The sequence below is a fragment of the Paraoerskovia marina genome (genome assembly GCF_900105445.1).
In the GTDB taxonomy this organism is placed as follows: domain Bacteria; phylum Actinomycetota; class Actinomycetes; order Actinomycetales; family Cellulomonadaceae; genus Paraoerskovia; species Paraoerskovia marina.
Genome location: NZ_LT629776.1, coordinates 2,233,506 through 2,257,441 on the forward strand (window position 1 = coordinate 2,233,506; position 23,936 = coordinate 2,257,441).

The 23,936-nt window shown below is 71.1% G+C and carries 26 protein-coding genes; 1 reads left to right on the forward strand and 25 read right to left on the reverse strand.

Features of this window, described 5'->3' with window-relative positions; all coding sequences use genetic code 11:
• Positions 1-15: 15 nt before the first annotated feature.
• From ispG to rpsB, 10 genes are all read right to left on the reverse strand, one after another.
• Entirely contained in the window at positions 16-1,155 is a 1,140-nt protein-coding gene (gene ispG, locus BLU20_RS10085; protein ID WP_083373021.1) for a flavodoxin-dependent (E)-4-hydroxy-3-methylbut-2-enyl-diphosphate synthase, read from the reverse strand.
• A gap of 59 nt (positions 1,156-1,214) precedes the next feature.
• Complete coding sequence (locus BLU20_RS10090; RefSeq protein ID WP_083372437.1) at positions 1,215-2,528, reverse strand: M50 family metallopeptidase; 1,314 nt, start codon at positions 2,526-2,528, stop codon at positions 1,215-1,217.
• Positions 2,529-2,549: 21 nt separating this feature from the next.
• Positions 2,550-3,752, reverse strand: coding sequence for a 1-deoxy-D-xylulose-5-phosphate reductoisomerase (gene dxr, locus BLU20_RS10095; RefSeq protein WP_231959186.1), 1,203 nt, complete (start codon positions 3,750-3,752; stop codon positions 2,550-2,552).
• Between the two features lies 1 nt (position 3,753).
• The gene (locus BLU20_RS10100) at positions 3,754-4,305 is read right to left on the reverse strand and encodes a DivIVA domain-containing protein (protein WP_083372439.1); all 552 of its coding nucleotides are present in this window, start codon (positions 4,303-4,305) and stop codon (positions 3,754-3,756) included.
• The gene (rlmN, locus tag BLU20_RS10105) at positions 4,302-5,492 is read right to left on the reverse strand and encodes a 23S rRNA (adenine(2503)-C(2))-methyltransferase RlmN (protein ID WP_081829618.1); all 1,191 of its coding nucleotides are present in this window, start codon (positions 5,490-5,492) and stop codon (positions 4,302-4,304) included. The genes BLU20_RS10100 and rlmN overlap by 4 nt, the downstream gene beginning before the upstream one ends.
• 45 nt (positions 5,493-5,537) lie before the next feature.
• Positions 5,538-6,380 carry a phosphatidate cytidylyltransferase gene (locus BLU20_RS10110; protein WP_029252563.1) on the reverse strand — a complete coding sequence of 281 codons (843 nt, stop codon included), beginning with the start codon at positions 6,378-6,380 and terminating at the stop codon, positions 5,538-5,540.
• The gene (gene frr, locus BLU20_RS10115) at positions 6,380-6,937 is read right to left on the reverse strand and encodes a ribosome recycling factor (protein WP_029252562.1); all 558 of its coding nucleotides are present in this window, start codon (positions 6,935-6,937) and stop codon (positions 6,380-6,382) included. Before frr ends, BLU20_RS10110 begins: the two co-directional genes overlap by 1 nt.
• 64 nt (positions 6,938-7,001) lie before the next feature.
• Positions 7,002-7,727: a UMP kinase gene (pyrH, locus tag BLU20_RS10120; RefSeq protein ID WP_029252561.1), complete on the reverse strand. Its 726-nt coding sequence runs from the start codon at positions 7,725-7,727 to the stop codon at positions 7,002-7,004.
• Between the two features lie 114 nt (positions 7,728-7,841).
• Entirely contained in the window at positions 7,842-8,681 is an 840-nt protein-coding gene (tsf, locus tag BLU20_RS10125) for a translation elongation factor Ts (protein WP_083372440.1), read from the reverse strand.
• A 78-nt stretch (positions 8,682-8,759) separates the two neighbouring features.
• Positions 8,760-9,704: a 30S ribosomal protein S2 gene (gene rpsB / locus BLU20_RS10130; RefSeq protein ID WP_029252559.1), complete on the reverse strand. Its 945-nt coding sequence runs from the start codon at positions 9,702-9,704 to the stop codon at positions 8,760-8,762.
• A gap of 347 nt (positions 9,705-10,051) precedes the next feature.
• On the opposite strand from rpsB, the gene BLU20_RS10135 reads away from it, so the two are divergent.
• Positions 10,052-10,612: a M23 family metallopeptidase gene (locus BLU20_RS10135; protein WP_083372441.1), complete on the forward strand. Its 561-nt coding sequence runs from the start codon at positions 10,052-10,054 to the stop codon at positions 10,610-10,612.
• Here BLU20_RS10135 and BLU20_RS10140 read toward each other — a convergent pair.
• From BLU20_RS10140 to BLU20_RS10210, 15 genes are all read right to left on the reverse strand, one after another.
• On the reverse strand, positions 10,575-11,489 hold the full coding sequence (locus BLU20_RS10140) for a tyrosine recombinase XerC (protein ID WP_029252557.1): 915 nt from the start codon (positions 11,487-11,489) through the stop codon (positions 10,575-10,577). The two genes, BLU20_RS10135 and BLU20_RS10140, sit on opposite strands and share 38 nt — an antisense overlap.
• Before the next feature lie 57 nt (positions 11,490-11,546).
• Positions 11,547-12,731 carry a DNA-processing protein DprA gene (gene dprA / locus BLU20_RS10145; protein ID WP_172829063.1) on the reverse strand — a complete coding sequence of 395 codons (1,185 nt, stop codon included), beginning with the start codon at positions 12,729-12,731 and terminating at the stop codon, positions 11,547-11,549.
• Complete coding sequence (locus tag BLU20_RS10150) at positions 12,724-14,202, reverse strand: YifB family Mg chelatase-like AAA ATPase (RefSeq protein WP_083373022.1); 1,479 nt, start codon at positions 14,200-14,202, stop codon at positions 12,724-12,726. Before BLU20_RS10150 ends, dprA begins: the two co-directional genes overlap by 8 nt.
• A 38-nt stretch (positions 14,203-14,240) precedes the next feature.
• Entirely contained in the window at positions 14,241-14,597 is a 357-nt protein-coding gene (locus BLU20_RS10155) for a YraN family protein (RefSeq protein ID WP_083372442.1), read from the reverse strand.
• A gap of 120 nt (positions 14,598-14,717) precedes the next feature.
• The gene (locus BLU20_RS10160) at positions 14,718-15,017 is read right to left on the reverse strand and encodes a DUF2469 domain-containing protein (protein ID WP_029252553.1); all 300 of its coding nucleotides are present in this window, start codon (positions 15,015-15,017) and stop codon (positions 14,718-14,720) included.
• 7 nt (positions 15,018-15,024) lie between these two features.
• Positions 15,025-15,759 (reverse strand): ribonuclease HII, encoded by a 735-nt coding sequence (locus BLU20_RS10165; protein WP_231959187.1) that lies wholly within the window; start codon positions 15,757-15,759, stop codon positions 15,025-15,027.
• Positions 15,756-16,481 (reverse strand): signal peptidase I, encoded by a 726-nt coding sequence (lepB, locus tag BLU20_RS10170; protein WP_231959188.1) that lies wholly within the window; start codon positions 16,479-16,481, stop codon positions 15,756-15,758. Before lepB ends, BLU20_RS10165 begins: the two co-directional genes overlap by 4 nt.
• A 99-nt stretch (positions 16,482-16,580) precedes the next feature.
• On the reverse strand, positions 16,581-16,931 hold the full coding sequence (gene rplS / locus BLU20_RS10175; RefSeq protein ID WP_029252550.1) for a 50S ribosomal protein L19: 351 nt from the start codon (positions 16,929-16,931) through the stop codon (positions 16,581-16,583).
• Positions 16,932-17,111: 180 nt separating this feature from the next.
• Positions 17,112-17,903, reverse strand: a complete 792-nt coding sequence (gene trmD / locus BLU20_RS10180) for a tRNA (guanosine(37)-N1)-methyltransferase TrmD (RefSeq protein WP_083372443.1) — start codon at positions 17,901-17,903, stop codon at positions 17,112-17,114.
• Positions 17,903-18,445 (reverse strand): ribosome maturation factor RimM, encoded by a 543-nt coding sequence (gene rimM / locus BLU20_RS10185; RefSeq protein WP_029252548.1) that lies wholly within the window; start codon positions 18,443-18,445, stop codon positions 17,903-17,905. Before rimM ends, trmD begins: the two co-directional genes overlap by 1 nt.
• 91 nt (positions 18,446-18,536) lie before the next feature.
• Positions 18,537-18,773, reverse strand: a complete 237-nt coding sequence (locus BLU20_RS10190; RefSeq protein ID WP_029252547.1) for an RNA-binding protein — start codon at positions 18,771-18,773, stop codon at positions 18,537-18,539.
• Positions 18,773-19,195: a 30S ribosomal protein S16 gene (rpsP, locus tag BLU20_RS10195; RefSeq protein ID WP_029252546.1), complete on the reverse strand. Its 423-nt coding sequence runs from the start codon at positions 19,193-19,195 to the stop codon at positions 18,773-18,775. The genes BLU20_RS10190 and rpsP overlap by 1 nt, the downstream gene beginning before the upstream one ends.
• Before the next feature lie 179 nt (positions 19,196-19,374).
• Positions 19,375-20,508, reverse strand: coding sequence for an amidohydrolase family protein (locus BLU20_RS10200; RefSeq protein ID WP_029252545.1), 1,134 nt, complete (start codon positions 20,506-20,508; stop codon positions 19,375-19,377).
• Between the two features lie 30 nt (positions 20,509-20,538).
• Positions 20,539-22,107, reverse strand: a complete 1,569-nt coding sequence (ffh, locus tag BLU20_RS10205) for a signal recognition particle protein (protein ID WP_029252544.1) — start codon at positions 22,105-22,107, stop codon at positions 20,539-20,541.
• Positions 22,108-22,148: 41 nt separating this feature from the next.
• Positions 22,149-23,936, reverse strand: a complete 1,788-nt coding sequence (locus BLU20_RS10210; protein WP_083372444.1) for a [protein-PII] uridylyltransferase family protein — start codon at positions 23,934-23,936, stop codon at positions 22,149-22,151.

Here is a 23,936-nt window from a genome sequence, read left to right on the forward strand (position 1 = left end):
GCCGCACGAGCCGTGTCAGCCGACGGTGACCGTGGGGGCACCCGCCTGCGCGTCGTTCTCGGGCGTCATGTCCTCGGCGATCCGCATCGCCTCCTCGATGAGCGTCTCGACGATCATCGCCTCGGGCACGGTCTTGATGACCTCGCCCTTGACGAAGATCTGGCCCTTGCCGTTGCCCGACGCGACGCCGAGATCGGCCTCGCGGGCCTCGCCCGGCCCGTTGACGACGCAGCCCATCACGGCGACGCGCAGCGGCACCTCCATACCCTCGAGACCTGCGGTGACCTTCTCGGCGAGCGAGTACACGTCCACCTGGGCACGACCGCACGACGGGCACGAGACAATCTCGAGCTTGCGCGGGCGCAGGTTCAGCGACTGCAGGATCTGGATCCCGACCTTGACCTCCTCGACCGGAGGTGCGGAGAGCGAGACGCGGATGGTGTCGCCGATGCCCTGACTGAGCAGGGCTCCGAAGGCGGTCGCCGACTTGATGGTCCCCTGGAAGGCGGGGCCCGCCTCGGTGACGCCCAGGTGCAGCGGCCAGTCGCCACGCTGCGAGAGCAGCTCGTACGCACGGACCATGATCACGGGGTCGTTGTGCTTCACGGAGATCTTGAAGTCGTGGAAGTCGTGCTCCTCGAAGAGCGATGCCTCCCAAACAGCGGACTCGACGAGCGCCTCCGGCGTCGCCTTGCCGTACTTGGCGAGCAGACGCTTGTCGAGGGAGCCCGCGTTCACGCCGATCCGCAGCGACGTGCCGTGGTCCTTGGCCGCCTGAGCGATCTCCTTGACCTGGTCGTCGAACTTCTTGATGTTGCCGGGGTTCACGCGGACCGCGGCGCACCCTGCCTCGATCGCCGAGAACACGTACTTCGGCTGGAAGTGGATGTCGGCGATGACGGGGATCTGCGACTTGCGCGCGATGATCGGCAACGCGTCGGCGTCGTCCTGCGTGGGGCAGGCCACCCGCACGATGTCGCAGCCCGAGGCGGTGAGCTCGGCGATCTGCTGCAACGTGGCGTTGACGTCGGTCGTCTTGGTCGTGGTCATCGACTGCACGCTGACCGGAGCGTCACCGCCGACGTCGACCTTCCCGACCTTGATCTTGCGCGTCGGCCGCCGCGGGGCGAGAACCGGCGGCGGTGCTTCGGGCATTCCCAGGTTGATCGAGTTCACCCGTCCATTATCCACCCCTGCGCCGGTCCTGGGGGCATTCACCCCAGGGTCACCGGGTCGACGACGTCCGCGTAGACGAGAAGCAGCCCCATCCCGACGAGGGCGACGAACATCACGTAGGCGACGGGCATCATGCGGGCGACGTCCGCGGGGCCCGGGCGGGGCAGCCCCCGCAACCGCGCGAGCTGCCGCTTGGCCCCCTCGTAGAGCGCGTTGACCACGTGCCCACCGTCGAGCGGGAGCAACGGGATCAGGTTGAAGACGAAAAGGGCGATGTTGAGGGACGACAGGAGCAGGAGCATGGTGGCGACGCGGTCCATCACCGAGGCGTCCGCGGTCGCGACGTCGACGGCGATCCGCCCCGCCCCGACCGGCCCCATGATCGACGTCGTCGCCCGCTCCTGCTCGCCGAACGCGGACCTCGCGACGTCGACGACCTGGGCTGGCAGGGTGACGACCACGGCCGCCGTCGCGCTGATCTGGTCGCCCAGGGCCGTACCGACCTCGGAGACCGGGACGGGCTGCCGCTCGACGGCGGACGAGATCCCGACGTAGCCGCCGGGATCCGTCACGGGCTCCCCGTCCGCGTCGAGGACGACGCTCCCGTCCTCGTCGTACCGGGGACGCTCGATCTCGCTCGGCGTGAGCGTCAGCTCGAACTGAGCGCCGTCCCGTTCGACCACCACCTGCGTGGGTTCCCCCGCCGCGTCGTCGATGAGCCCGACGAGCTGGTCCCAGGACTCGACGTCGGTCCCACCGAAGGCGACGACGGTGTCCCCCGACCGAAGCCCCGCGGCTGCGGCCGGAGACTCGGGGTCTGACGCCGTGCACTCCGCGGTGCCGGACGTCGCGTCCCCCGACGCCACGCAGGGCACGACGGTGGCGACCGACGTGGTCGCCGTCGGCACGCCGATCCCGACCAGGACGACGAGAAGGAGGACGGCGGCGATCACGAGGTTCATCACGGGCCCGCCGAGCATGACGACCAGCTTCTTCGGCGTCGACAGGTTGTAGAACGCTCGACGCTCCTCGCCCGGACGGATCTCCTCGGTGCTGGCGTCGCGGGCGTCGGCGACGATCTGACCGAAGAACGAGCTCGACGTCTTCGCCCCCTCGGGAGCCGGCGGGAACATGCCGACCATCCGGACGTATCCGCCGAGCGGGATCGCCTTCAGCCCGTACTCGGTCTCACCCCGCCGGCGCGACCAGAGCGTCGGCCCGAATCCGACCATGTACTGGCTGACGCGGACGCCGAACCGTTTGGCGGGGACCATGTGCCCCACCTCGTGGAGCGCGATGGACAGCAGCAGTCCCACCACCACCACGAGGATCCCGACGACCGTCGCAAGCATGCGTCCTCCTCCGTCCGCGCGTCAGCGACGCGCGAGAATCTCCCGCGCGGCGACACGCGCGCGCTGCTCCGCCTCGACGACCGCCTCGAGCGTGACGTCGGCCACCGAGGTGCCACGGTGCTCGGCCAGCACCCGCTCGACGGTCGTGACGATGTCGCCGAAACTCGCCCGGCCCCCGAGAAAGGCGTCGACGCACTCCTCGTTGGCCGCGTTGTACACGGCAGGATGCGTGGCGGACGCACTCGCGGCCTCGCGCGCCAGCCGGACGGCGGGGAAAGTCTCCTCGTCGAGCGGCTCGAACGTCCAGGACGTCGCCGCCGTCCAGTCGCACGGCGGCGCGACGGGGTCGAGCCGCTCGGGCCAGGACAGACCCAGCGCGATCGGCAGCCGCATGTCCGGCGGAGAGGCTTGCGCGACGGTCGACCCGTCGACGAACTCGACCATCGAGTGCACCACCGACTGCGGATGGACCACGACGGTGATGTCGTCGGTCGGGACGTCGAAGAGCAGGTGCGCCTCGATCAGCTCCAGCCCCTTGTTCATCAGGCTGGCCGAGTTGACCGTCACCACGGGTCCCATCGACCAGGTCGGGTGCGCGAGCGCCTGCTCCGGGGTGACCTTCTTGACGTCCTCGGACGTCCAACCACGGAAAGGGCCGCCGGAGGCCGTCAGGATGATGCGGCGCACCTCCGCGGACGTCCCCGACCGCAGGCTCTGGGCGATCGCCGAGTGCTCGGAGTCGACCGGGACGATCTGGCCCGGCCGGCGCTGCGCGGCGTGCACGAGCGCTCCACCGACCACCAGGGACTCCTTGTTCGCGAGCGCGAGGGTCGACCCGGCCGTGAGCGCGGCGAGGGTGGGACGCAGGCCGACGGAGCCCGTGATGCCGTTGAGCACCACGTCGCTCCCCGACCCTGCCACGACAGTCGCTGCGTCGGGCCCGGCGAGGACCTCGACGTCCGGGACACCACGGTCGGCCAGTGCCTGCCGGAGCGCGTCCGCCCGCGTCGCGTCGGCGACCGCGACACGCTCGACACGGAGGTGCGCCGCCTGCGCGGCCAGGGTCTCGACGTCGGAACCGCCGGCGGAGATCGCCTCCACCCGGAACCTGTCCGGGTGCGCGTCGACGACGTCGATCGCCTGCGTGCCGATCGACCCCGTCGATCCGAGCAGCGTGACGGTGCGGGTCGCACCGGAGTCGGGGACGAGTACGTTGTCGGTCACGTCACTCGACGCCGAGCAGGACCTCGACGGCCCGTGAGCAGAAGGCGTCGACCGGACCCTCCGCATAGCCCTTCGGGCCCTTGCGACGGCGGAACACCGTGTCGCGCACCTCGGCGGCCGTCAACGGCACCTGGCGGTCGAAGTAGTCGACGAGCCGGTCGCACAGGTCGTCGACGTCGTCCATGTCGTAGGCGGGCTCCCCGCGGTCCGCAGGGATGAACCTCTTGCCGTCCGGGCGGCCGAGACGGTCGTAGAGCGTCCGCGCCCGCCCCGCGAGCGCGTCCATCCAGGCCTGCTGGCCGTGGACGGAGACGTAGGCGGCCCGTTGCCGTGCGATGAAGGCCGACTCGAGCCGGTCCAAGGCCGCGTCGACCTCGTGCGTCGAGTACCCGCCCCGCACCAGCTCGAAGGTCGCGGTCTGGATCTCCCCGGACGTCAGCGTCCGGTTCTCCCGACCCTCGTACAACGCGCGGGCCTCGTCGAAGAAGTCGTCGACCTCGTCCCTCTCGTACCCCTTCTTGGTACGTGGCACAGTGCTGAACAGCGAACTCACTCGTCCTCCTCGGCTGCAAGCTGCCCACAGGCACCGTCGATGTCGCTGCCGCGGGTGTCACGGATCGTCGTCGGGATACCGTGCGCGCGCAATCGTGCCACGAACTCGTCCTCGACGTCACGGTCGCTCGCGGTCCAGATGGACCCCGGTGTCGGGTTCAGCGGAATGGGGTTCACGTGCACCCAGCCCCGACCCCGCTTGTTGAGCTTCTCCCCGAGCAGGTCGGCCCGCCACGCGTGGTCGTTCATGTCCTTGATCAGCGCGTACTCGATGCTGACCCGACGGCCCGTGACCTCGTAGTAGTGATACGCGGCGTCGATGGCCTCGTCGACCGACCAGCGCGTGTTGATCGGCACGAGCTCGCTGCGAAGTTCGTCATCCGGCGCGTGCAGGGACAGCGCGAGCGTGACGGGAATGCCCTCGTCGGCCAGCTTGCGCATCGCCGGCACGAGCCCGACCGTCGACACCGTGATGTTGCGGGCCGACATGCCGAACCCCTCGGGCGTCGGGGCCACGAGGCGCCGCACGGTCCCGATGACCGCACGGTAGTTGGCCAACGGCTCACCCATGCCCATGAAGACGAGGTTGTTGAGCCGCGTCGGTCCGCCGGGGATCTCGCCGTCGGCGAGCGACCGGGCCGCCGAGCGGACCTGCTCGACGATCTCGGCGACCGAGAGGTTGCGGGTCAGGCCGAGCTGACCGGTGGCGCAGAACGGGCAGGCCATCCCGCAACCCGCCTGGCTCGAGACGCACAGCGTCGACCGACTCGTGTAGCGCATGAGGACCGACTCGACCTTGACGTCGTCGAACAGGTGCCACAGCGTCTTGACCGTCGTGCCGCCGTCGGCCTGCATGGTGCGCTTGGCGGTCAGCAGTTCCGGGAACAGGTGTTCCGTCAACGTGTCGCGCGACGCCTTCGGCAGGTCCGTCATCGACTCGGGGTCGCGCGTCAGGTGCGCGTAGTAGTGGGTCGCGAGCTGCTTGGCACGGAACGGCTTCTCGCCCAGGCTCGTGACGACCTCGCGGACCTCGTCCGGGGTCAGGTCCGCGAAGTGGCGCGGCGGCTTCCCGCGACGCTTCGCGGTGAAGGACAGCGGCAGCGGTGCCGTCTCGTCGGACGGCCGAACGGTGGGCCGCTCGAGCGCGACGGGCTCGCGCTGTGTCGGAGTGGTCGAGTGGCCGGCCATACAAGGCTCCCAGGGTCGGGTGCGGTGAGCGGACGAGGCGGTTCCTCAGAGCGCTACGGACAACATCAGGTACACGAACGGAGCCGTGATCATCATGGAGTCGAGCCGGTCCAGGAGACCTCCGTGCCCCGGCAGCAACGAACCCATGTCCTTCAATTCTAGATCGCGCTTGATCAACGACTCGGCGAGGTCGCCGACCGTCGCGGTCAGCGGGGTCACCAGACCGAGCGCGACGCCGATCCACGGGCTGATGCCGAAGCCCCACACGGCCGCACTCACTCCGACGAGGATCGCGAGGACGAACGAGCCGCCGAGGCCCTCCCACGACTTCTTCGGACTCACCGTCGGGGCGAGCGGATGGCGCCCGTAGAGGACCCCGGCGATGTACCCGCCCACGTCGTTCGACACGGCCAGCAGGATGAAGACCAGGACCTGGAGCCGCCCCTGGGGCTCCGAGAGCATCAGCATGACGAAGCCGGCCATGAAAGGCAGGTAGGTCGCCGCGAACGCGGCGGCAGCGACGTCGCGCAGCGCACCCGGTCCGGGCCCGTCGATGAGCCGCCAGACGACGGAGCCCGCGACCGTCAGCAGGTACGAGACCATCAGCGCCTCGGACCCCGACGTGTACGTCGAGACGATGATCCCGGTCGATCCGACGATCAGCGGCACCATCGGCAGATGGATGCCGCGGCGCGTGAACGCCCGGCCCAGCTCCCAGAGGGCGCCGCCGACCGCGACGACGGCGAGCCCGACGAACAGCTCGGGCCGGTACCCGAGGCTGACCGCGACGACCAGGAGGAGACCGACCCCGACCGCGATCGCGACGGGCAGGTTGCGGCCCGCGCGTGGTTGGCGGCCCGCCGGGGTGGAGAGCGGCTCGGCAGTCATCAGACCTCGAGCAGTTCGCTCTCCTTGGCGGCAAGAATCACGTCGACCTCGTCGACGTGACGCTTGGTGAGCGCCTCGAGCTCCTTCTCGGCGCGCGAACCCTCGTCCTCGCCGGCGTCGCCGTCCTTGACGAGGCGGTCCAGCTGATCCTTGGCCTTGCGACGGACGGAACGGATCGAGACCTTGGCGTCCTCGGCCTTCGTCTTCGCCAGCTTCACGAAGTCACGGCGCCGCTCCTCGGTCAGGGCGGGCAGGGCGATGCGGATGACGTTGCCGTCGTTCGACGGGTTCACCCCGAGGTCGGAGTCGCGCAGAGCCTTCTCGATGGCGGTCATCGCCGACTTGTCGAACGGTGCGATGACGACGGTCCGGGCCTCGGGGATCTGGAACGACGCGAGCTGCTGCAGCGGCGTCGGAGCCCCGTAGTAGTCCACGGTGATCTTCGCGAACATGCCCGAGCTCGCGCGTCCACTGCGAATGCCGGCGAAGTCTTCCTTCGCGACCTCGACAGCCTTGTCCATCTTTTCCTCGGCCTCGAGGAGGGTCTCGTCGATCACGTGCGCTCCTTCAGCGGTACAGCTCGTCGTCGCCCGCGCGGCGCACGGACGGGGGTGGATGCCGTCAGGCAGCCGTTACCAGTGTCCCAATGTTCTCACCCTGCAGCGCCCGCGTGACGTTGCCGGGCTCGCCCATACCGAACACGCGCATGCGCACGTCGTTGTCCCGGCACAGGCTCATCGCGGTCGCGTCCATCACGCCGAGGTCGTCGACGAGCGCACGCGTGTACGTCAGGTGGTCCAGCTTCTCGGCAGCAGGGTCCGTCCGGGGGTCCGAGGTGTAGACACCGTCGACGCCGTTCTTTCCCATCAGGACCTCGTCACACCGCACCTCGAGCGCGCGCTGCGCCGAGACGGTGTCCGTCGAGAAGTAGGGCATCCCCGCGCCCGCGCCGAAGATGACGACACGGCCCTTCTCCAGGTGCCGGATCGCGCGCAGCGGGATGTAGGGCTCGGCGACCTGCCCCATGGTGATCGCGGTCTGGACGCGTGTGGTCGTGCCGGCCTGCTCCAGAAAGTCCTGGAGCGCGAGGCAGTTCATGACCGTTCCGAGCATGCCCATGTAGTCGGCGCGTGCCCGGTCCATCCCCGCCTTGGAGAGGTCGGCCCCGCGGAAGAAGTTCCCGCCGCCGACGACGATGGCGACCTGGATCCCGTCGGCGACAGCGACGGAGATCTCCCGTGCGACGCGCTGGACGACGTCGGCGTCAAGCCCGACGGCGCCTCCTCCGAAGGTCTCGCCCGACAGCTTGAGCAAGACCCGTCGTGCCTGCGTCCTTGAGTCGGTCACCGCATCCACCGTCCTTCGTCCGTTCAGCAAAACGTGTCGGATCCTCGCAGGTGCGAGGTCCGTGGGTGCACGTCGGCCCGGCCAATCGAAATTAGCCGGGCCGACGTGGCGTGGTCAGTTGCCGACGCGGAAACGGACGAACGAGGTGAGCGAACCCCCGGCGCCCTCGAGCGTCTGCTTCACCGTCTGCTTCGGGTCCTTCGCCAGCGGCTGCTCGAGGAGCACCGACTGCTTGAAGTACCCGTTGAGGCGGCCTTCGATGATCTTCGGGAGCGCTGCCTCGGGCTTGCCCTCGTTGCGCGAGGTCTCCTCGGCGATACGGCGCTCGTTGGCGACCGTGTCGGCCGGGACGTCGTCGCGCGAGAGGAACTCGGGCGACATCGCGGCGATGTGCTGCGCGATGTCCTTGGCAACGGCCTCGCCTGCTGCGTCCGTCGCCACGACGGCGGCGATCGACGGCGGCAGGTCCTTGGCGGTGCGGTGCAGGTAGGCGGTGACCTTCTCACCCTCGACGCGCGCGACGCGACGCAGGACGATCTTCTCGCCCATGGTGGCGGCGGCGCCGTTGATGACGTCACCCACGGTCCCGTCGGCCGTCGGCGCGGCAAGTGCGGCGTCGAGGTCCTGGGCGCCGGCTGCCGCGACGGCCGCGAGGACCGTGTTCGCGAGCTCGATGAACTTCTCGTTCTTGGCGACGAAGTCGGTCTCGGAGTTGATCTCGACGATCGTGGCGACCTGGCCGCCGTCGACGTCGTCGACCTGGACGGCGACAAGACCCTCGGAGGTCGTGTTGCCCTCGCGCTTGGCCACGCCCTTCAGGCCCTTGACGCGGATGATCTCGAGGGCCTTCTCGGCGTTGCCGTCAGCCTCGTCGAGCGCCTTCTTGACGTCGAGCATGCCGGCGCCGGTGCGCTCACGGAGCGCCTTGATGTCAGCAGCGGTGTAGTTCGCCATGTCTGCTTCCTTACGTTAGTCGACGGATCGTGCCGGGCGAGGCCCCGGGCGCGCGACGCGCTCCGGGGCCTCGTCGGATCACTTCTCGGTGGGCTCTGCAGCCTCGGCGGCCGGGGCGGCGTCAGCGGCAGGCGCTTCCTCCGCGGCGGGGGTCTCCTCGGCGGCGGCCTCGGCCGGTGCCTCCGGGGCGGACGGCTCGGCAGCAGCGTCGGCGGCGGGAGCCTCGGCGGCGGCCTCGGCCGGCGCAGCGGTCTCCTCGGAGCCGGTGAGCAGCTCCTGCTCCCACTCGGCGAGCGGCTCGGCGTCGGCAGACTCCTCGCCCTTCGAACCCTGGTGGCGCTTGATGGTGCCCTCGGCGACGGCGTCGGCGATCACACGCGTCAGCAGCGTGACGGAACGGATCGCGTCGTCGTTGCCCGGGATCTTGTAGTCGACGACGTCAGGGTCGCAGTTCGTGTCGAGGATCGCGACGATCGGGATGCGCAGCTTGCGCGCCTCGTCGACGGCGAGGTGCTCCTTGTTCGTGTCGACGATCCAGACGGCGGAGGGGACCTTCGCCATGTCGCGGATACCACCGAGGGTACGGACGAGCTTGTCCTTCTCGCGGCGGAGGACGAGGAGCTCCTTCTTGGTCAGACCCGACGCGGCGACGTCGTCGAAGTCGATCTCCTCGAGCTCCTTCATGCGCTGCAGGCGCTTGTGCACCGTGCCGAAGTTGGTCAGCATGCCACCGAGCCAGCGGTGGTTGACGTAGGGCATCCCGACGCGAGCGGCCTGCTCGGCGATGGGCTCCTGGGCCTGGCGCTTGGTGCCGACGAAGAGGATCGTCCCGCCGTGGGCGACGGTCTCCTTCACGAACTCGTAGGCACGGTCGATGTACGACAGCGACTGCTGCAGGTCGACGATGTAGATGCCGTTGCGCTCGGTGAAGATGAAGCGCTTCATCTTCGGGTTCCAACGGCGGGTCTGGTGTCCGAAGTGGACACCGCTCTCGAGGAGCTGGCGCATGGTCACGACGGCCATGGCACGTCCTTTCACGCGCGGCCGGGGGCCGCGCACCAAATCTGCGCGGTCGCGCACGGCGCGACCGCTGTTGCGGTTGTCAGCACGGGCCGGCGGCCCGTCCTCCTGGTGTCGTGGCTCGCCGACGCCGAGGAGACCTCGGACCGATGTCGGGCTCGCCCTCCCTCGTGGGAGCGGACGACACGCGATGTCGACCGGTCAGACGCACCGGTCGCATCGAAGAGTCTACCGGACGCGACGTGTGTTCTCAGCCGCCAGCCATGTCCACAGGGTCACAGCGACGCGCAGCGTCCACAGTTCCGGGTCTACGCGACCCGGCGGGCGCCCGGCCGGACCACGATACGAGGATGAGACGTCGAACGGTGCACGTCGTCGTGGGTGCTGTGCTCGCGACTGCTGTCGTCGTGGCCGGGCTCTCGCGCCCGGCCGCCTCAGGCCCACCGGCGGCCGCACCGTGGCCGGCGCCCGGCGAGTGGTGCGCGCCTCCGTCGTGCACCGCGGTGGCCGACGTGGTGCGAGGCTTCGACCCGCCGCTCCAGGACTGGCTCCCTGGCCACCGCGGTGTCGACGTCGTCGCACCGCCGGGGATGCCGGTCGCCGCGCCGGCTGCCGGGCGAGTGACGTTCGCGGGTGCCGTCGGCGGCCGGCCGGTCCTCGTCCTGGAGCACGACGACGGCCGGCGCAGCACCCTGGAACCGGTCGAGTCCGACCTGGTGCGGGGCGAATCCGTGGCCCGCGGGCAGGTCGTCGGAGTCACGGGGACGACAGGTATGCACTGCTCGTCCTGCCTGCACTGGGGCGTCAGGGAGGACGAGGTCTACGTCGACCCGCTCCTCCTCCTTGACGGAGGACCGATCGTCCTGCTGTCGACTAGGCCCGAGGGAACGCCTGCTCGAACGAAGCCCTGAGCCGGTCGGCACTCACGTGCGTGTACCGCTCCGTCGTCGCGAGGCTGGAGTGGCCGAGCACCTCCTGGACGCTGCGCAGGTCGGACCCGCCCTCGAGGAGGTGTGTCGCGGCACTGTGCCGCAGGTCGTGCGGACCGATGTCGTCCACGCCGGCCCGGGCTGCGCACGCATGCACGCACTCGCGGAGCCGACGCTGCGACCACCGGCCCCCTCGGTCGCCCAGCAGCAGGGCTGCTCCGGAGTCCGGCCGTACCAGCGTGGGCCGGACACCCAACCATGCCCGGACCGCACGCGCCGCCGGGACACCGAACGGCACGACCCGTTCCTTCGCCCCCTTGCCCATCACGCGGAGGGTCCTCTCGTCGAGGTCGACGTCGTCGACGTCGACCCCCACCAGCTCGCCGACACGCGCACCGGTGGCGTAGAGGAGCTCGACCGCTGCCCAGGCCCGGACGTCGGCCGGTTCGCCCGACTCCGCCGACGCCTTGACGTTCTCCATGAGGTGCGCGGCAGGGTCCACCCCGAGGACGGTCGGCAGCGCCTTCGGCACGCGTGGCGTCGCCAGTCGAACCGCCGGGTCCACGTCGGACCGCCCGGTGCGGCGCATCCACGCGAAGAACGCCCGCAACGCCGCTCCACGACGCGCGAGCGAGGACCGTGCCGCGCCTCCGTCCGCCATCGCCCCGAGCCAGCCGCGGACGACGGTCAGCGTGACCTGATCCGGCTCGCCATGACCCTGGTCACGGCACCAGAGGGCGAAGGCCTCCACGTCTCCGAGGTACGCCCGCACCGTGTGGTCCGAGAGTCCCCGCTCGACGGCGAGGTGGTCGCCGAAGGCGAGGATGTCGCGCTCTGTCGGCACCGGCGATGAGGTCATACCGGACAGCGTGCGCGACGGGTCCCCGTCGGCCAAGGAGGCGCACCGACGTCCAGCTCATCGTCCGCGCCGCCACCCGCCGTCGTGCCGCTCGGCCAGCCCCGCGAGCTCGAGACGCCCGAGCGCCGCGCGCGTCTCCGTGGTCGAGAGACCCGCGGCGCGTGCCAGACCGTCGACCGTGGCTCCGGAGCGGAGAGGTAGCGCCTCCCAGGTCGCACGATCCTCTGGCTCGAGCCCGTCCCCGGGCCGCGGGTCGCCCGGCGGCTCCGCACCGTACGACTCGCCGATCGATCCCACGAGCTCGAGAACCTCGTCCCCACCCGTGACACAGACCGCACCGTCACGCAGGAGCCGATGGCATCCCGTCGAGGCCGGTGACGTCACCGGCCCGGGCACCGCACCGACGGGTCGACCGAGCTCGACGGCCCGCGCCGCCGTGCTCAGCGATCCCGACCTCCACGCCGCCTCGACGACGACCGTCGCCCGGGAAGCCGCGGCGATCAGCCGGTTGCGATGCAGGAATCGGACACGGTTCGGCACAGAGCCCGGAGGGACCTCGCTCACGACGGCACCGCCGCTCTCCATCAGCTCGCGCAGGATCTCAGAGTTCCCGGCGGGGTACAGCCGGTCGACGCCTCCGGCGAGGAAGGCGACCGTCGGTCCGCCGGCGACCAGCGCCGCACGGTGGGCCGCGGCGTCGATGCCGTAGGCACCCCCGGACACCGTCGTCGTCCGCCGGGCCGCGAGCGTGCCGGCGATCTCGTCGGTCACTCGTCGTCCGTACTCGGTGCAGGCTCGTGCTCCGACAAGTGCGACCGACCCCTGCAGGAGAGATCGTAGGTCGTGCGCGCCCCGGACCCAGAGCGCGAAGGGTGCCGTCCGACCGAGATCGTCGATCGACTCCGGCCACATCTCGTCCCCGGGCACGAGCAGACGTCCTCCCAGCCGTTCGAGGACATGCACCTCCCGGAGGGGATCCGCGCACTCCAGACGCGGAGCCCACCGAGCGACCGCCCTCTGCAGTCGTGCCCGCGCAGGCAGGATCGCGGACTCCGGCCCCGAGGTCGACGAGGTGTTCGGAAGGTCGGCGCGACCTCCGACGAGGTCGTCCACCCACCGCAGCGCCGCCACCGCCCCCATCGACGCGACGAGGGCCGTGGCGACGAGGTCCCCGGGTTCCGCCAGTCGTGACCACGCGGCGGCGGCAAGCCGGGGGTCGTCGACGTCGCGAGGACTACGCACCGCTCCCCCTCGTCCGGAGCGCCAGGGCCTCGCCGATCTCGTCGCGTCCGGGCGCCTCGCGTCCGGCGAGATCGGCGAGCGTCCAGGCGATGCGCGTCGCGCGGTCCGCACCGCGAAGGCTGAGCGTCCCGCGCTCGACCGCGCGGTCCACGGCCGCCGCACGGGAACCGAGGGGCCACCGGGAGCGCAGCGCCGGCCCTGGAACCTCCACGTTCGTCCGCCAGGGTGTCCCGGCGAGTCGCGCCCGCGCGGCAGCCCGTGCCTCCTGGACACGGGCGCGGACGACCGCGGTGCTCTCGCCGGGGCTCGCCGTCGCCCGGCGCACCGGGAGCACGTCGACCTGGAGGTCGACGCGGTCCAGGAGCGGGCCCGAGAGCCGCCCGATGTAGCGCTGGACGTCGAGCGGTCGACACGTGCAGTCGAGCCCGCGGCCCACCCGCCGCCCGCACGGGCACGGGTTCGCGGCGAGCACCAGCTGGAACCTCGCCGGGAATCGCGACGCTCCCCGTGCGCGGTGTATCACCAGCTCGCCCTGCTCGAGCGGTTGCCGCAACGTCTGGAGCACGCGCGGGCTGAACTCCGGAGCCTCGTCCATGAAGAGCACGCCACGGTGGGCACGCGACGCAGCACCGGGCCGCGGCACACCGGCACCTCCTCCGACCACCGACGCCGGCGTCGCGGTGTGGTGCGGGTCCTCGAACGGAGGGCGACGGAGGAGGCCGTGACCGGGATCGAACGTCCCGGCCACCGAGTGCACGGACGTGACCTCGACGGCAGCCTCGTCGTCGAGGTCGGGCAGGACTCCGGGAAGCCGCGACGCCAGCATCGTCTTGCCCGCACCGGGCGGGCCCACCATGAGCAGGTGATGCCCACCGGCCGCGGCGACCTCGATCGCACGCCGCGCCTCGGGCTGACCGACGACGTCCGCCAGGTCCCCGCTCGGCTGGTGGCGGACGGACACGGCCGGCCGGCGGAACGGGTCGGTCGGTTCGTCCTCGACGTCGACGCCGTGCAGCCGGAGCGTTCCCGCAAGGGTCGCGGCGCCGCGCACGCGCGCGCCGGGAACCAGGCTCGCCTCCTCGACGTCCGCCGACGCGACGACGACGTCGGGGAGTCCGGCGCGCACCGCCGCAGCGACCGCCGGCAGCACACCCCGTACCGGGTGCAGCCGCCCGTCCAGCCCGACCTCGGCGAGGTGCACGACCTCACGGACCTCCGCCCGGACGACGCCGGCACCGGCGAGGATCGCGACGGCGATCGCGAGGTCGAACCCCGTGCCCGTCTTGGGAAGCGAGGCCGGCGAGAGGTTCACGGTGATCTTCCGCTGGGGCCAGGGCACTCCGCTCGAGGCGACCGCGGCGCGCACGCGGTCGCGGGACTCGTGCAGGGAGGTGTCGGGGAGCCCGACCAGGACGAAGCCGGGGACCGAGGCGGCGACGTGCGCCTGGACCTCGACGACGTGCCCGGTCATCCCGAGGAGTGCGACCGCCCGGGTGGTTCCGAGGCCGCTCACCAGACGCCTCGCAGGTGCTCGATCTGCGCGGCACCCGCTCGCGCCACGACGACGGCGACCACGTCGATGCGCACGGATGCCGGGTGTGACCGGTCGAGGGATAGCCACTCCCCCGTGAGGCGACGGATGCGCGCCAGCTTCGCGGGCGTGACCGCCTCGGCCGGATGCCCCGACACGACTCCTCGTCGTGTCTTGACCTCCACCGCGACCAGCACGTCCCCGTCCAGGGCGACGACGTCCAGCTCACCTCGCGCTGTCCGCCAGTTCCTTGCGACGATCTGCCAGCCCAACGACTCCAGATGCCGGACCGCGACACTCTCTCCGTACCGACCCACGGCGTCCTTCGCTCGCATGTCTCACCTCCACGACCGATGCTGCCGGTCGGACGGAGGGAGCGGGCGCGGACCGACGAGGCCGTGGAGACGACGCGCCGTCGCGGGTGTCTGTGGACAAGTCTGGCGCGGTGCGGGGCGTCAGAGCTGAAGATCCGCCTTGGCGAGCTCCTCGACGTTGACGTCCTTGAACGTCACGACCCGGACGGACTTGACGAACCGTGCCGAACGGTAGACGTCCCAGACCCAGGCGTCCGCCAGCGTGAGCTCGAAGTACACCTCGCCCGCCGCCGACCGGACCTGGAGATCGACCTGGTTGGCGAGGTAGAACCGTCGCTCGGTCTCCACGACGTACGAGAAGAGCGAGACCACGTCTCGGTACTCGCGGTAGAGCGCGAGCTCCATGTCGGTCTCATAGTTCTCGAGGTCTTCTGCGCTCACTCGTCCATCATGAACCATCAAGGGTCGACTGTGCCGCCTCGACAGGCGTGGGCAACGTCTCGGCTCCTGGAATCCTCCAGCTCCGGCGGTGCTGCGGCGTCGTGCCGAGCCGACGGATCGCGTCGACGTGCGCGGCCGATGCGTATCCCTTGTTGCTGTCCCACCGGTAGGCGGGGTACTGGCGGGCGAGCCCGGCGACCAGGGCGTCACGTTCCGTCTTGGCCAGCACGCTGGCGGCAGCCACGGACGAGCAGGTCATGTCTGCCTTGACGAGCGTGCGTACGGCGGGATCCGGGGGCCCGTCGTCGATGTCCAGCTCGGCGGACGCGAAGAGGTCGAACCCCGCGGGACGGGAGAGCCAGTCGTGCGAACCGTCGAGCAGGACGACGTCGACCGGGCCGACCTGTCGACGAACCTGGGCCAGCGCCCTCAGCCCGGCGATGCGCAGAGCCGTGACGATCCCGTGCGCGTCGATCTCGGCGGGTCCCGCGTGGCCGACCGCCCAGCCCACGGCCCAGGCGCGTGTCGGCTCGACCAGTCGCGCCCGCGCCCGCGGCGTCAGGAGCTTCGAGTCCGTCAGCCCCGTCGGGCAAGGACCGGTGGACGCGTCGACGACCGCCACACCCACGCTGACGGGCCCCGCGAGGGCGCCACGCCCGACCTCGTCCATGCCGGCGACGACGCGCGCGCCGGCGCCGAGCAGCGCGCGCTCGTGCCGAAGATCGGGAGGACCGGTGGTCACGGCTCGGGGACGTCGGCGAAGACGTCACCGGGATTGTGGAGCACCGCGAACCGGTCGAACGGCCAGACACGGATGAAAGCGGACCCGGTCACGTCGTCGAGCGGCACGAATCCGCCTCCAGGGTCGCCGAGGTGATAGCGGGAGTCGCCCGAGTGCTGTCGGTTGTCGCCCATGACGAACAGCGAGTCCGCGGGCACCGTGACGTCGAACTCGACCTCGCTGGGGATCGACCCCGGCTTCAGGTACGGCTCGTCGAGGGGCTCGCCGTTGACGCTGACGCGACCCTCGGCGTCACAGCACTCGACATGGTCGCCGGCGACCCCGATCGTCCGCTTGATCAGATGGTCTCCCGTGTCCTGGGGCCGCAGCCCGATCCAGGTCAGGACGCTGCCGATCGGGGTCTGCGGGTCCGAGCGTTGCGCCGGCAGCCACCCGCCGGGGTCGGTGAACACGACGATGTCCCCGCGGTGGACGTCGAAGACGCCGGGGACGAGGCGGGAGACCATGACGCGGTCGTCGACCTGCAGCGTGTCCTCCATCGACTCGCTGGGGATGAAGAACGCCTGGATGAGGAAGGTCTTGATGAGCCAGGAGAGCACGAGCGCGCTGACGAGGATGATCGCGATCTCCCGCAGCAGGGCGCCTCCGCCCCGGGCCCCGTCCTCGTGATGCCGCCCCGATTCGGTGGCGAGGCCGTTGTCGTCGATGTCGTCACGGGTCACGAGCACACTCTCCCACGCCGGACGCGACCGGAGAAACGTCCGCGCCCCGGGTACGCGAACGGGCGGCCACCCCGAAGGGTGACCGCCCGAAGCGAGAGATCAGGAGTTGGTGCGCTTCTCCTTGATCTTGGCCTTCTTGCCGCGCAGCGAGCGCAGGTAGTACAGCTTGGCGCGACGGACGTCACCGCGGGTGACGACCTCGACCGTGTCGATCGTCGGGGAGTGCACGGGGAACGTGCGCTCGACGCCGACGCCGAAGCTGACCTTGCGGACGGTGAACGTCTCGCGGACGCCGTGGCCCGAGCGAGAGATGACCGCGCCCTGGAACGCCTGGACGCGCGAGCGGTTGCCCTCGACGACCTTGACGTTGACCTTCAGCGTGTCGCCGGCGCGGAACTCCGGGATGTCGTCGCGCAGGCTCGCTGCGTCGACCGAATCAAGGGTGTGCATGTTCTTCTCCCCGCCCGCCACAGGTCGGACGCGTCTCGAGGCTCTCGACGAGAGCCGGTGTCGGTACGAAAGGTGGCGACGTCGCGACCGGGCACAGGCCCGGTCCTCAGGTCAGCAGAGAAGTCTCTGCACGCCGTCCCCCGTGGCAGAAGACGTGGACCGACGCACACCAAAGGACGATTATGCCACAGGAGCCGGCGGTGTCGGCACCAGGCGTCCGGCCTCGACCGCCCATCCGAGCTCCTCCAGGACGGCACGGTCGTGCTTGTCGAGCGCCGCGGCGTCGAGATCCTTGATCATGTCCGGCCGGCGCGCGGCGGTCCTGCGGAGCGCCTCGTCCCTCCGCCACCGGGCGATACGTGCATGGTGGCCGGAGAGAAGCACCTCCGGGGCGTCGTAGCCGTCCCAGGACGGCGGACGGGTGTAGACCGGGTACTCGAGCAGACCTGCCGCACCGTGCGACTCCTCGACGAGCGACTCCGGGTTCCCGATCACACCGGGCAGGAGGCGCGCGACGGCCTCGACCATCACCATCGTGGCGACCTCTCCCCCGTTGAGCACGTAGTCGCCGATCGACAGCTCGCTCACACGACCGCCGGCCGCGCGATGGCGTTCCGCGACCCGTGCGTCGATCCCCTCGTACCGGCCGCACGCGAAGACGAGCTGCTCCTCGCCGCTGAGAGCCTCGGCGGTCCGCTGCGTGAAGGTGCGTCCCGAGGGGGTCGGGACCACCAGGTGCGCCCCGGGTTGCGCACAGGCGTCGAGGGCCTGGCCCCAGACGTCCGGCCGCATGACCATCCCGGCGCCCCCGCCGAGCGGGGAGTCGTCGACGGTCCGGTGCCGGTCCGTCGTCCAGTCCCGCAGGTCGTGGACCCGCAGGTCCAGGAGCCCCGAGGTCCTCGCCTTGCCGACCAGGGAGAGGTCGAGCGCCCGGAGGTAGTCGGGGAAGATCGTGACGACGTCGATCCGCATCAGGAGCCGCTCGTCTCGTCGGAGATCTCCAGGTTCGCGGCGTCTCGCGCCAGGAGTCCGCCGGGCGGGTCGAGGACGACGCGGCCTCCGTCCACGTCGACGACGGGGACGAAGACCGTCACGAACGGCACGAGGGTCCGCTCGCCGCCGAGCTCGCGGACCACGAGCAGGTCGTGCGCCGCGCCGGGCTCGAGGCCGGCGACCTCTCCCACGTGCGTGCCGTCGACGAGCTCGACGCGCAGCCCGGTCAGCTCGTGCGGGTACCAGGCGTCGGGCTCGTCCGACGCCTCGACGTCGACGACGAGCTCCGTCCCGCGCAGCGCCTCGGCGGCGTTGCGGTCCTGCGCCTCGGCGAACGTGACGAACCAACGGCCGTCGAGCGACCGGTGCCGGGCGACCGTCAGCGGGCCGACGTCAGCCGGACGCGTCCGGAGGGCCTGCCCGACGGCGAACCTCGCCTCGGGCGTGTCGGTACGCACCTCGAGCCCCACCTCGCCGCGCAACCCGTGCGCGCGGCCGATCTTTGCAACGGTGAGCTCCATCGGTCCTCCTCCTGGCCGCGGCGTCAGGCTCGCGGCGCGTCAACGACGACGAGGCCCGGCCCCCTGGGGGACCGGGCCTCGTCATCACTACTCAGCGACGATCGACGTCGACGACGTCCACGCGCACAGGGCCCGTGGCGATCGCTCCGACGACGGTGCGCAGCGCTCGTGCTGTCCGGCCGCCTCGGCCGATGACCCGGCCGAGATCTTCCGGGTGGACCCGGACCTCGAGGAGGTCACCGCGTCGCAGCGTCCGGTTCGAGACCTGGACGTCGTCCGGGTGATCGACGATCCCCCGGACGAGGTGCTCGAGCGCGTCGGCAAGCATCAGGCCTGCTCGTCTGCCGTCTCAGCGGCAGCCTTGGCGGCCTCCGCCGACTTCTTCTCGGCAGCCTTGGCCTTGGCCTTCTCGGCCTCGGCGTGGACGGCCTCGACCGCAGCAGCGGTGTCGCCGGCGTCGCCCTTGGTGCGCAGGGTGCCCTCGGCGCCCGGCAGACCCTTGTGCTTCTGCCAGTCACCGGTGATCTTGAGCAGTGCAGCGACCTGCTCGGTCGGCTGAGCGCCGACGCCGAGCCAGTACTGCGCACGCTCGGAGTTGATCTCGATGAACGAGGGCTCCTCGGTGGGGTGGTACTTGCCGATCTCCTCGATCACACGACCGTCGCGCTTGGTGCGCGAGTCGGCGACGACGACACGGTAGTAGGGCGCACGGATCTTACCGAGGCGCTTGAGACGAATCTTGGTGGCCACTAGGTGGTCTCTCCTGTTTCACGTGGTGGTGACTGATCCGCGTCCTCGTGGGGCGAGGAGGCTGACCGTGTCGGGACACGGCGTCGCGCGGTGAGAGGGGCCGGGCACGCCGAGTACCTGCCCATTGTGCCAGACGGATCACCGGCCGGTCCACACGCAGCCCGTGACGTCGACGACGCCTATCGAGCGGTCGCGAGCGAACCGCCGACGATCTCTCCGCGCAGGACGATCGCCGCGGGGTGCTTGAGGACACCGACGTCGAGCCGCGGGTCCTCCGGGTAGACGACGAAGTCCGCCGACGCCCCCTCGACGAGCGACCCGTAGCCGAGGAACGCGCGACCCTCCCAGCTCGCGGCGGCGACGACGTCGCGCGCGGGCAGTCCTGCCTCGACGAGCTCGGCGCACTCCGCCGCCAGACGACCGTGGTCGATCGTCCCGCCCGCGTCGGTGCCGACGAGCAGCTGGATCCCCGCGTCGTACATCTCCCGCACCTGCTCGTAGCGTCGCTCGTGCATGCCGCGGAGCCGGCGCGCGAAGACGTCGTACTTGCCGGCGGCCTGGTCGGCGATCTGCTCGAACCGCGAGACCTGCAGCAACGTCGGAGTCACGGCGATCCCCCGCTCGGAGATCTCGTACATGATCTCCGGTGCGATCCCCGTGCCGTGCTCGATGCAGTCGACCCCTGCCTCGACGAGGTCCGGGATGACCTCCGCGGAGAACGCGTGGACGGTGACGCGTGCCGCCTCGGCATGGGCCGCCTCGACTGCCCCGACGAGCTGTTCGCGGGTCCACAACGGGCGAAGGTCGGCCCCGGGGCCCATGTCCCGGTCGATCCAGTCACCGACGAGCTTGACCCAGCCGTCGCCGGTGCGCGCCTCGGCCCGGACGACGTCGGCCAGCTGTGACGGGTCCTCGAGCTCGAGGCCGTAGTTGCGCAGATAGCGCCGCGGGCGGGCGATGTGGCGCCCCGCGCGGACGAGCCGCGGCAGGTCCGGGCGCTGCTGGACCCACCGCGTGTCGGCGGGCGATCCCGCGTCGCGGATCAGAAGGACTCCGGCGTCCCTGTCCGCCCGCGCCTGCGCCTCGGCGACGTCCTCGTCGACGGGACCGTCGGCCCCGAGGCCGACGTGGCAGTGCACGTCGACGAGCCCCGGGACGACCCACCCTGACAGCTCTGTCATGTTGGTGCCCTGGGCGGACGGCCGCGTCAGACTGAGCGCACCGTCCTTCACCCATGCGTCGCCGACCTCTTGGTCTGCGCCCAGGATGACGTGGCCTGAGACGTGGATCGTCGGGCCCTCAAGTGCAGACAATGCGACCTCCGTGTCGTGTGTCGAACGGGCCTAGCGGCCCAGATACTTCTGCAGCTCAGCCAGGTCGACGTCCTCGGGGGGCGTCGTCGGCCCGCCGCCGAAGGCCGAGCCGGGCGCCTGCGCCTTGCTGGTCGTCTCGCCCCGCTCCTGCGCGGCACGCTTGGCCGGGTTGCCCGACTTCCCCTTGCGCTTCTTCGCTGGGGCCTGCATGCGGCCCTTCGCCTTCTTGCCGCTGCCACCCATGGCCGGCATCCCCGGCATCCCCGGCATGCCGCCGCCCTTGCCCATCTGACGCATCATCTTCTGGGCCTGGGTGAAGCGTTCGAGCAGCTGGTTGACGTCGCTCGTGCGGACGCCCGAGCCCTTGGCGATCCGTGCGCGTCGCGACCCGTTGATCACGCGCGGGTTCTCGCGCTCGCCGGGGGTCATCGAGTTGATGATCGCCTCGATGCGGTCGACCTCGCGCTCGTCAAAGTTCTCGATGGCGTCCCGCATCTGGCCCATGCCCGGCAGCATGCCGAGCATCTTCTTCATCGAGCCCATCTTCTTCATCTGCTGCATCTGCACCAGGAAGTCGGCGAGCGTGAAGTCCTCTCCCGACGCGACCTTGGCCGCCATCTTCTCGGCCTCTTGGGCGTCGAAGGTCCGCTCGGCCTGCTCGATCAGCGTCAGGACGTCGCCCATGTCCAGGATGCGCGACGCCATCCGGTCGGGGTGGAACGCCTCGAACTCGGTGAGCTTCTCACCGGTGGACGCGAACAGGATCGGGCGGCCGGTGACCTTCGCGACCGACAGTGCGGCACCACCGCGTGCGTCGCCGTCGAGCTTGGAGAGCACGACACCGGTGAAGTCGACACCCTCGAGGAAGGCCTGGGCCGTGGTGACGGCGTCCTGGCCGATCATCGCGTCGATGACGAACAGCACCTCGTCCGGTGAGATCGCCTCGCGGATGTCGGCCGCCTGCTGCATCAGCAGCTCGTCGACGCCGAGACGGCCGGCCGTGTCGACGATCACGACGTCGTGCTCGCGCGCCCGGGCCGTCGCCACACCGTCGCGGGCGACGCCGACCGGGTCGCCGACGACCTCGTCGGTCTCGGCGCCCTGGTTCCCGGGGTGCGGCGCGTGCACGGGGACGCCCGCGCGCTCACCGACCACCTGCAGCTGGGTGACGGCGTTGGGGCGCTGCAGGTCGGCGGCCACGAGGATCGGGGTGTGGCCGCGACCCTTCAGGTCGAGGGCCAGCTTCCCGGCCAGGGTCGTCTTTCCCGCACCCTGGAGCCCCGCGAGCATGATCACCGTCGGCGGTGTCTTCGCCAGGTTCAGCGACCGGGACTCCCCGCCGAGGATCCCGACGAGCTCGTCGTTGACGATCTTGACGACCTGCTGGGCAGGGTTCAGCGCACCGGAGACCTCCGCGGAGAGCGCTCGCTCGCGCACCGACGCGGTGAACTCACGCACCACCGGGACGGCGACGTCGGCATCGAGGAGCGCGCGACGGATCTCGCGCACGGTGGCATCGATGTCCGCCTCAGAGAGCCGGCCCTTGGTGCGCAGGTTCTTGAAGGTGGACGTCAGACGGTCCGACAGGGTGGAGAACACCGCATGGATCCTTTGGGGTCGTGGAGCAGAGCCGTCCCAGCCTACCGTCCGGCGACCGGATCCCGACCCTCGGGCGGCAGGGAGGGCTCGAGTGCGTGCCGGGCCGCACCCACCAGCCGGTCGACGAGGCGCGCGCGCCAGGTCGTCCACGCCCCCGGACCGAGAGATGCGCCGTCTGCCTCCGTGAGCACCCGCAGGACCTCGAGGAGGTCCGCCCGACCGTCCACGGCGTCGACGAGCTCTCGCACCGTCGCCGGGTCGTCGGGGTCCGCCGTCACGGCGAGCCGGGAGAGCGTGAGGTGGTGCCGCACGAGCCGGGCGACGTCGTCCGCCGCCCTGTCGCCGAAGCCCATGCGCGCGACGGCTGCGCGGGCCAGCGGCTCGCCGGCGACGGAGTGGTCCTCGACGCCCGCGCGCTTGCCGATGTCGTGCAGGAGGCACGACAGCAGGAGCAGGTCGATCCGTTCCACGGAGCGCCGTCCCGAGGAGGCGAGCGCGACCACCTCGATCATGTGCCGGTCGACCGTGTGGCGGTGGACGGCGGCCCGCTGGGGCCGGTTGCGCACCCCCTCCCACTCCGGGATCCAGCTGGTCACGACCCCCGCGAGGTCCAGCGCCTCCCACACGGGGACCTGGGCGTGCCCCGAGCCGAGCAGGTGCAGCAGCTCCGTCCTGGCCGCGGTCGGCCACGGGACCGGCAGCGACGGGCAGGCCGACAGGCTGGCGACCGTCACCGGCGAGAGCGCGAGCCCGGTCCGGGCGGCCACGGCCCCGGCGCGCAGAGCCAGCATGGGGTCGGTCTCCGGCGTCGCGCCGACGGCAAGGACGAGCTCGCCGTCGTGCTCGACCAGGCCGGGACCCGCAGACCGGAGCCGCGGCGCAGCACGTCGTCCGCGGACGAGCAGCGGGCGCCGGGCGGGTGGTCGCTGCAACGCGCGGCGCGCTCGGCGGATGGTCCCGTCGAGGGCGTACGAGACCTCCCGGCCCGAGGCGGCCAGGCTGCCGAGCAGGTCGTCCGGGTCGTCGTAGCCCGCGAGCGCCGCGACGTCGTCCAGGTCGCCGAGACTCAGACGGTGCGAGTGTCGACCCGTGACGACCTGCAGCGCGTCGCGGACGTCGAGCAGGTGCGCGTGCGCCCGGTCGACGGCACCGTGGGGCCGGTCGGTGAGCCACGTCGCGGCCAGGGCCGAGAGCACGACGGCGTCGCGGATCCCTCCCCGGGCCTCCTTGAGGTCCGGCTCGATCAGGTAGGCGAGCTCACCGAACTTCTCGGCGCGTTCGCGGACCGACGTCAGGAGGTCCGGAAGGCGCCGACGCGAGGCGTCCCGCCAGTCGGCGAGGACGGCGCTCGCGGCACGGTGCACGACGACGGCGTCGCCGGCGATCGCCCGGACGTCGAGCCAACCCACCGCCGCCGGCACGTCCGTGGACGCGACCTGCCGGCACTGGCTCAGCGATCGAACGGCGTGGTCGACGTCGACGCCCGAGTCCCAGAGCGGGTACCAGATCCGGTCGGCCACCACGCCGACCTCGGCGGCGGAGCGGACTCGCCCGTCGTAGACGAGGACGAGGTCCAGGTCGCTGGCCGGTCCGAACTCCCCGCGGCCGAGACTCCCGACCGCGGCGAGCGCCATCCCGTGACTCTCCTCCCCCTGCAGCGCGTGCGACCACAGTGCGGCGAGGCGCTCGACGACGAGCTCGCCGAGCGCCTCTCGCCGTGCGACACCGCTGCGGCCGGGCCCGGTCAACGACCGGGCGAGGGTGGTGATCTCAGCGCGGAGGCCCCGCACCCCTGTGGGGTCCGGGGCCTCCGTGTCAGCGTCGGACAT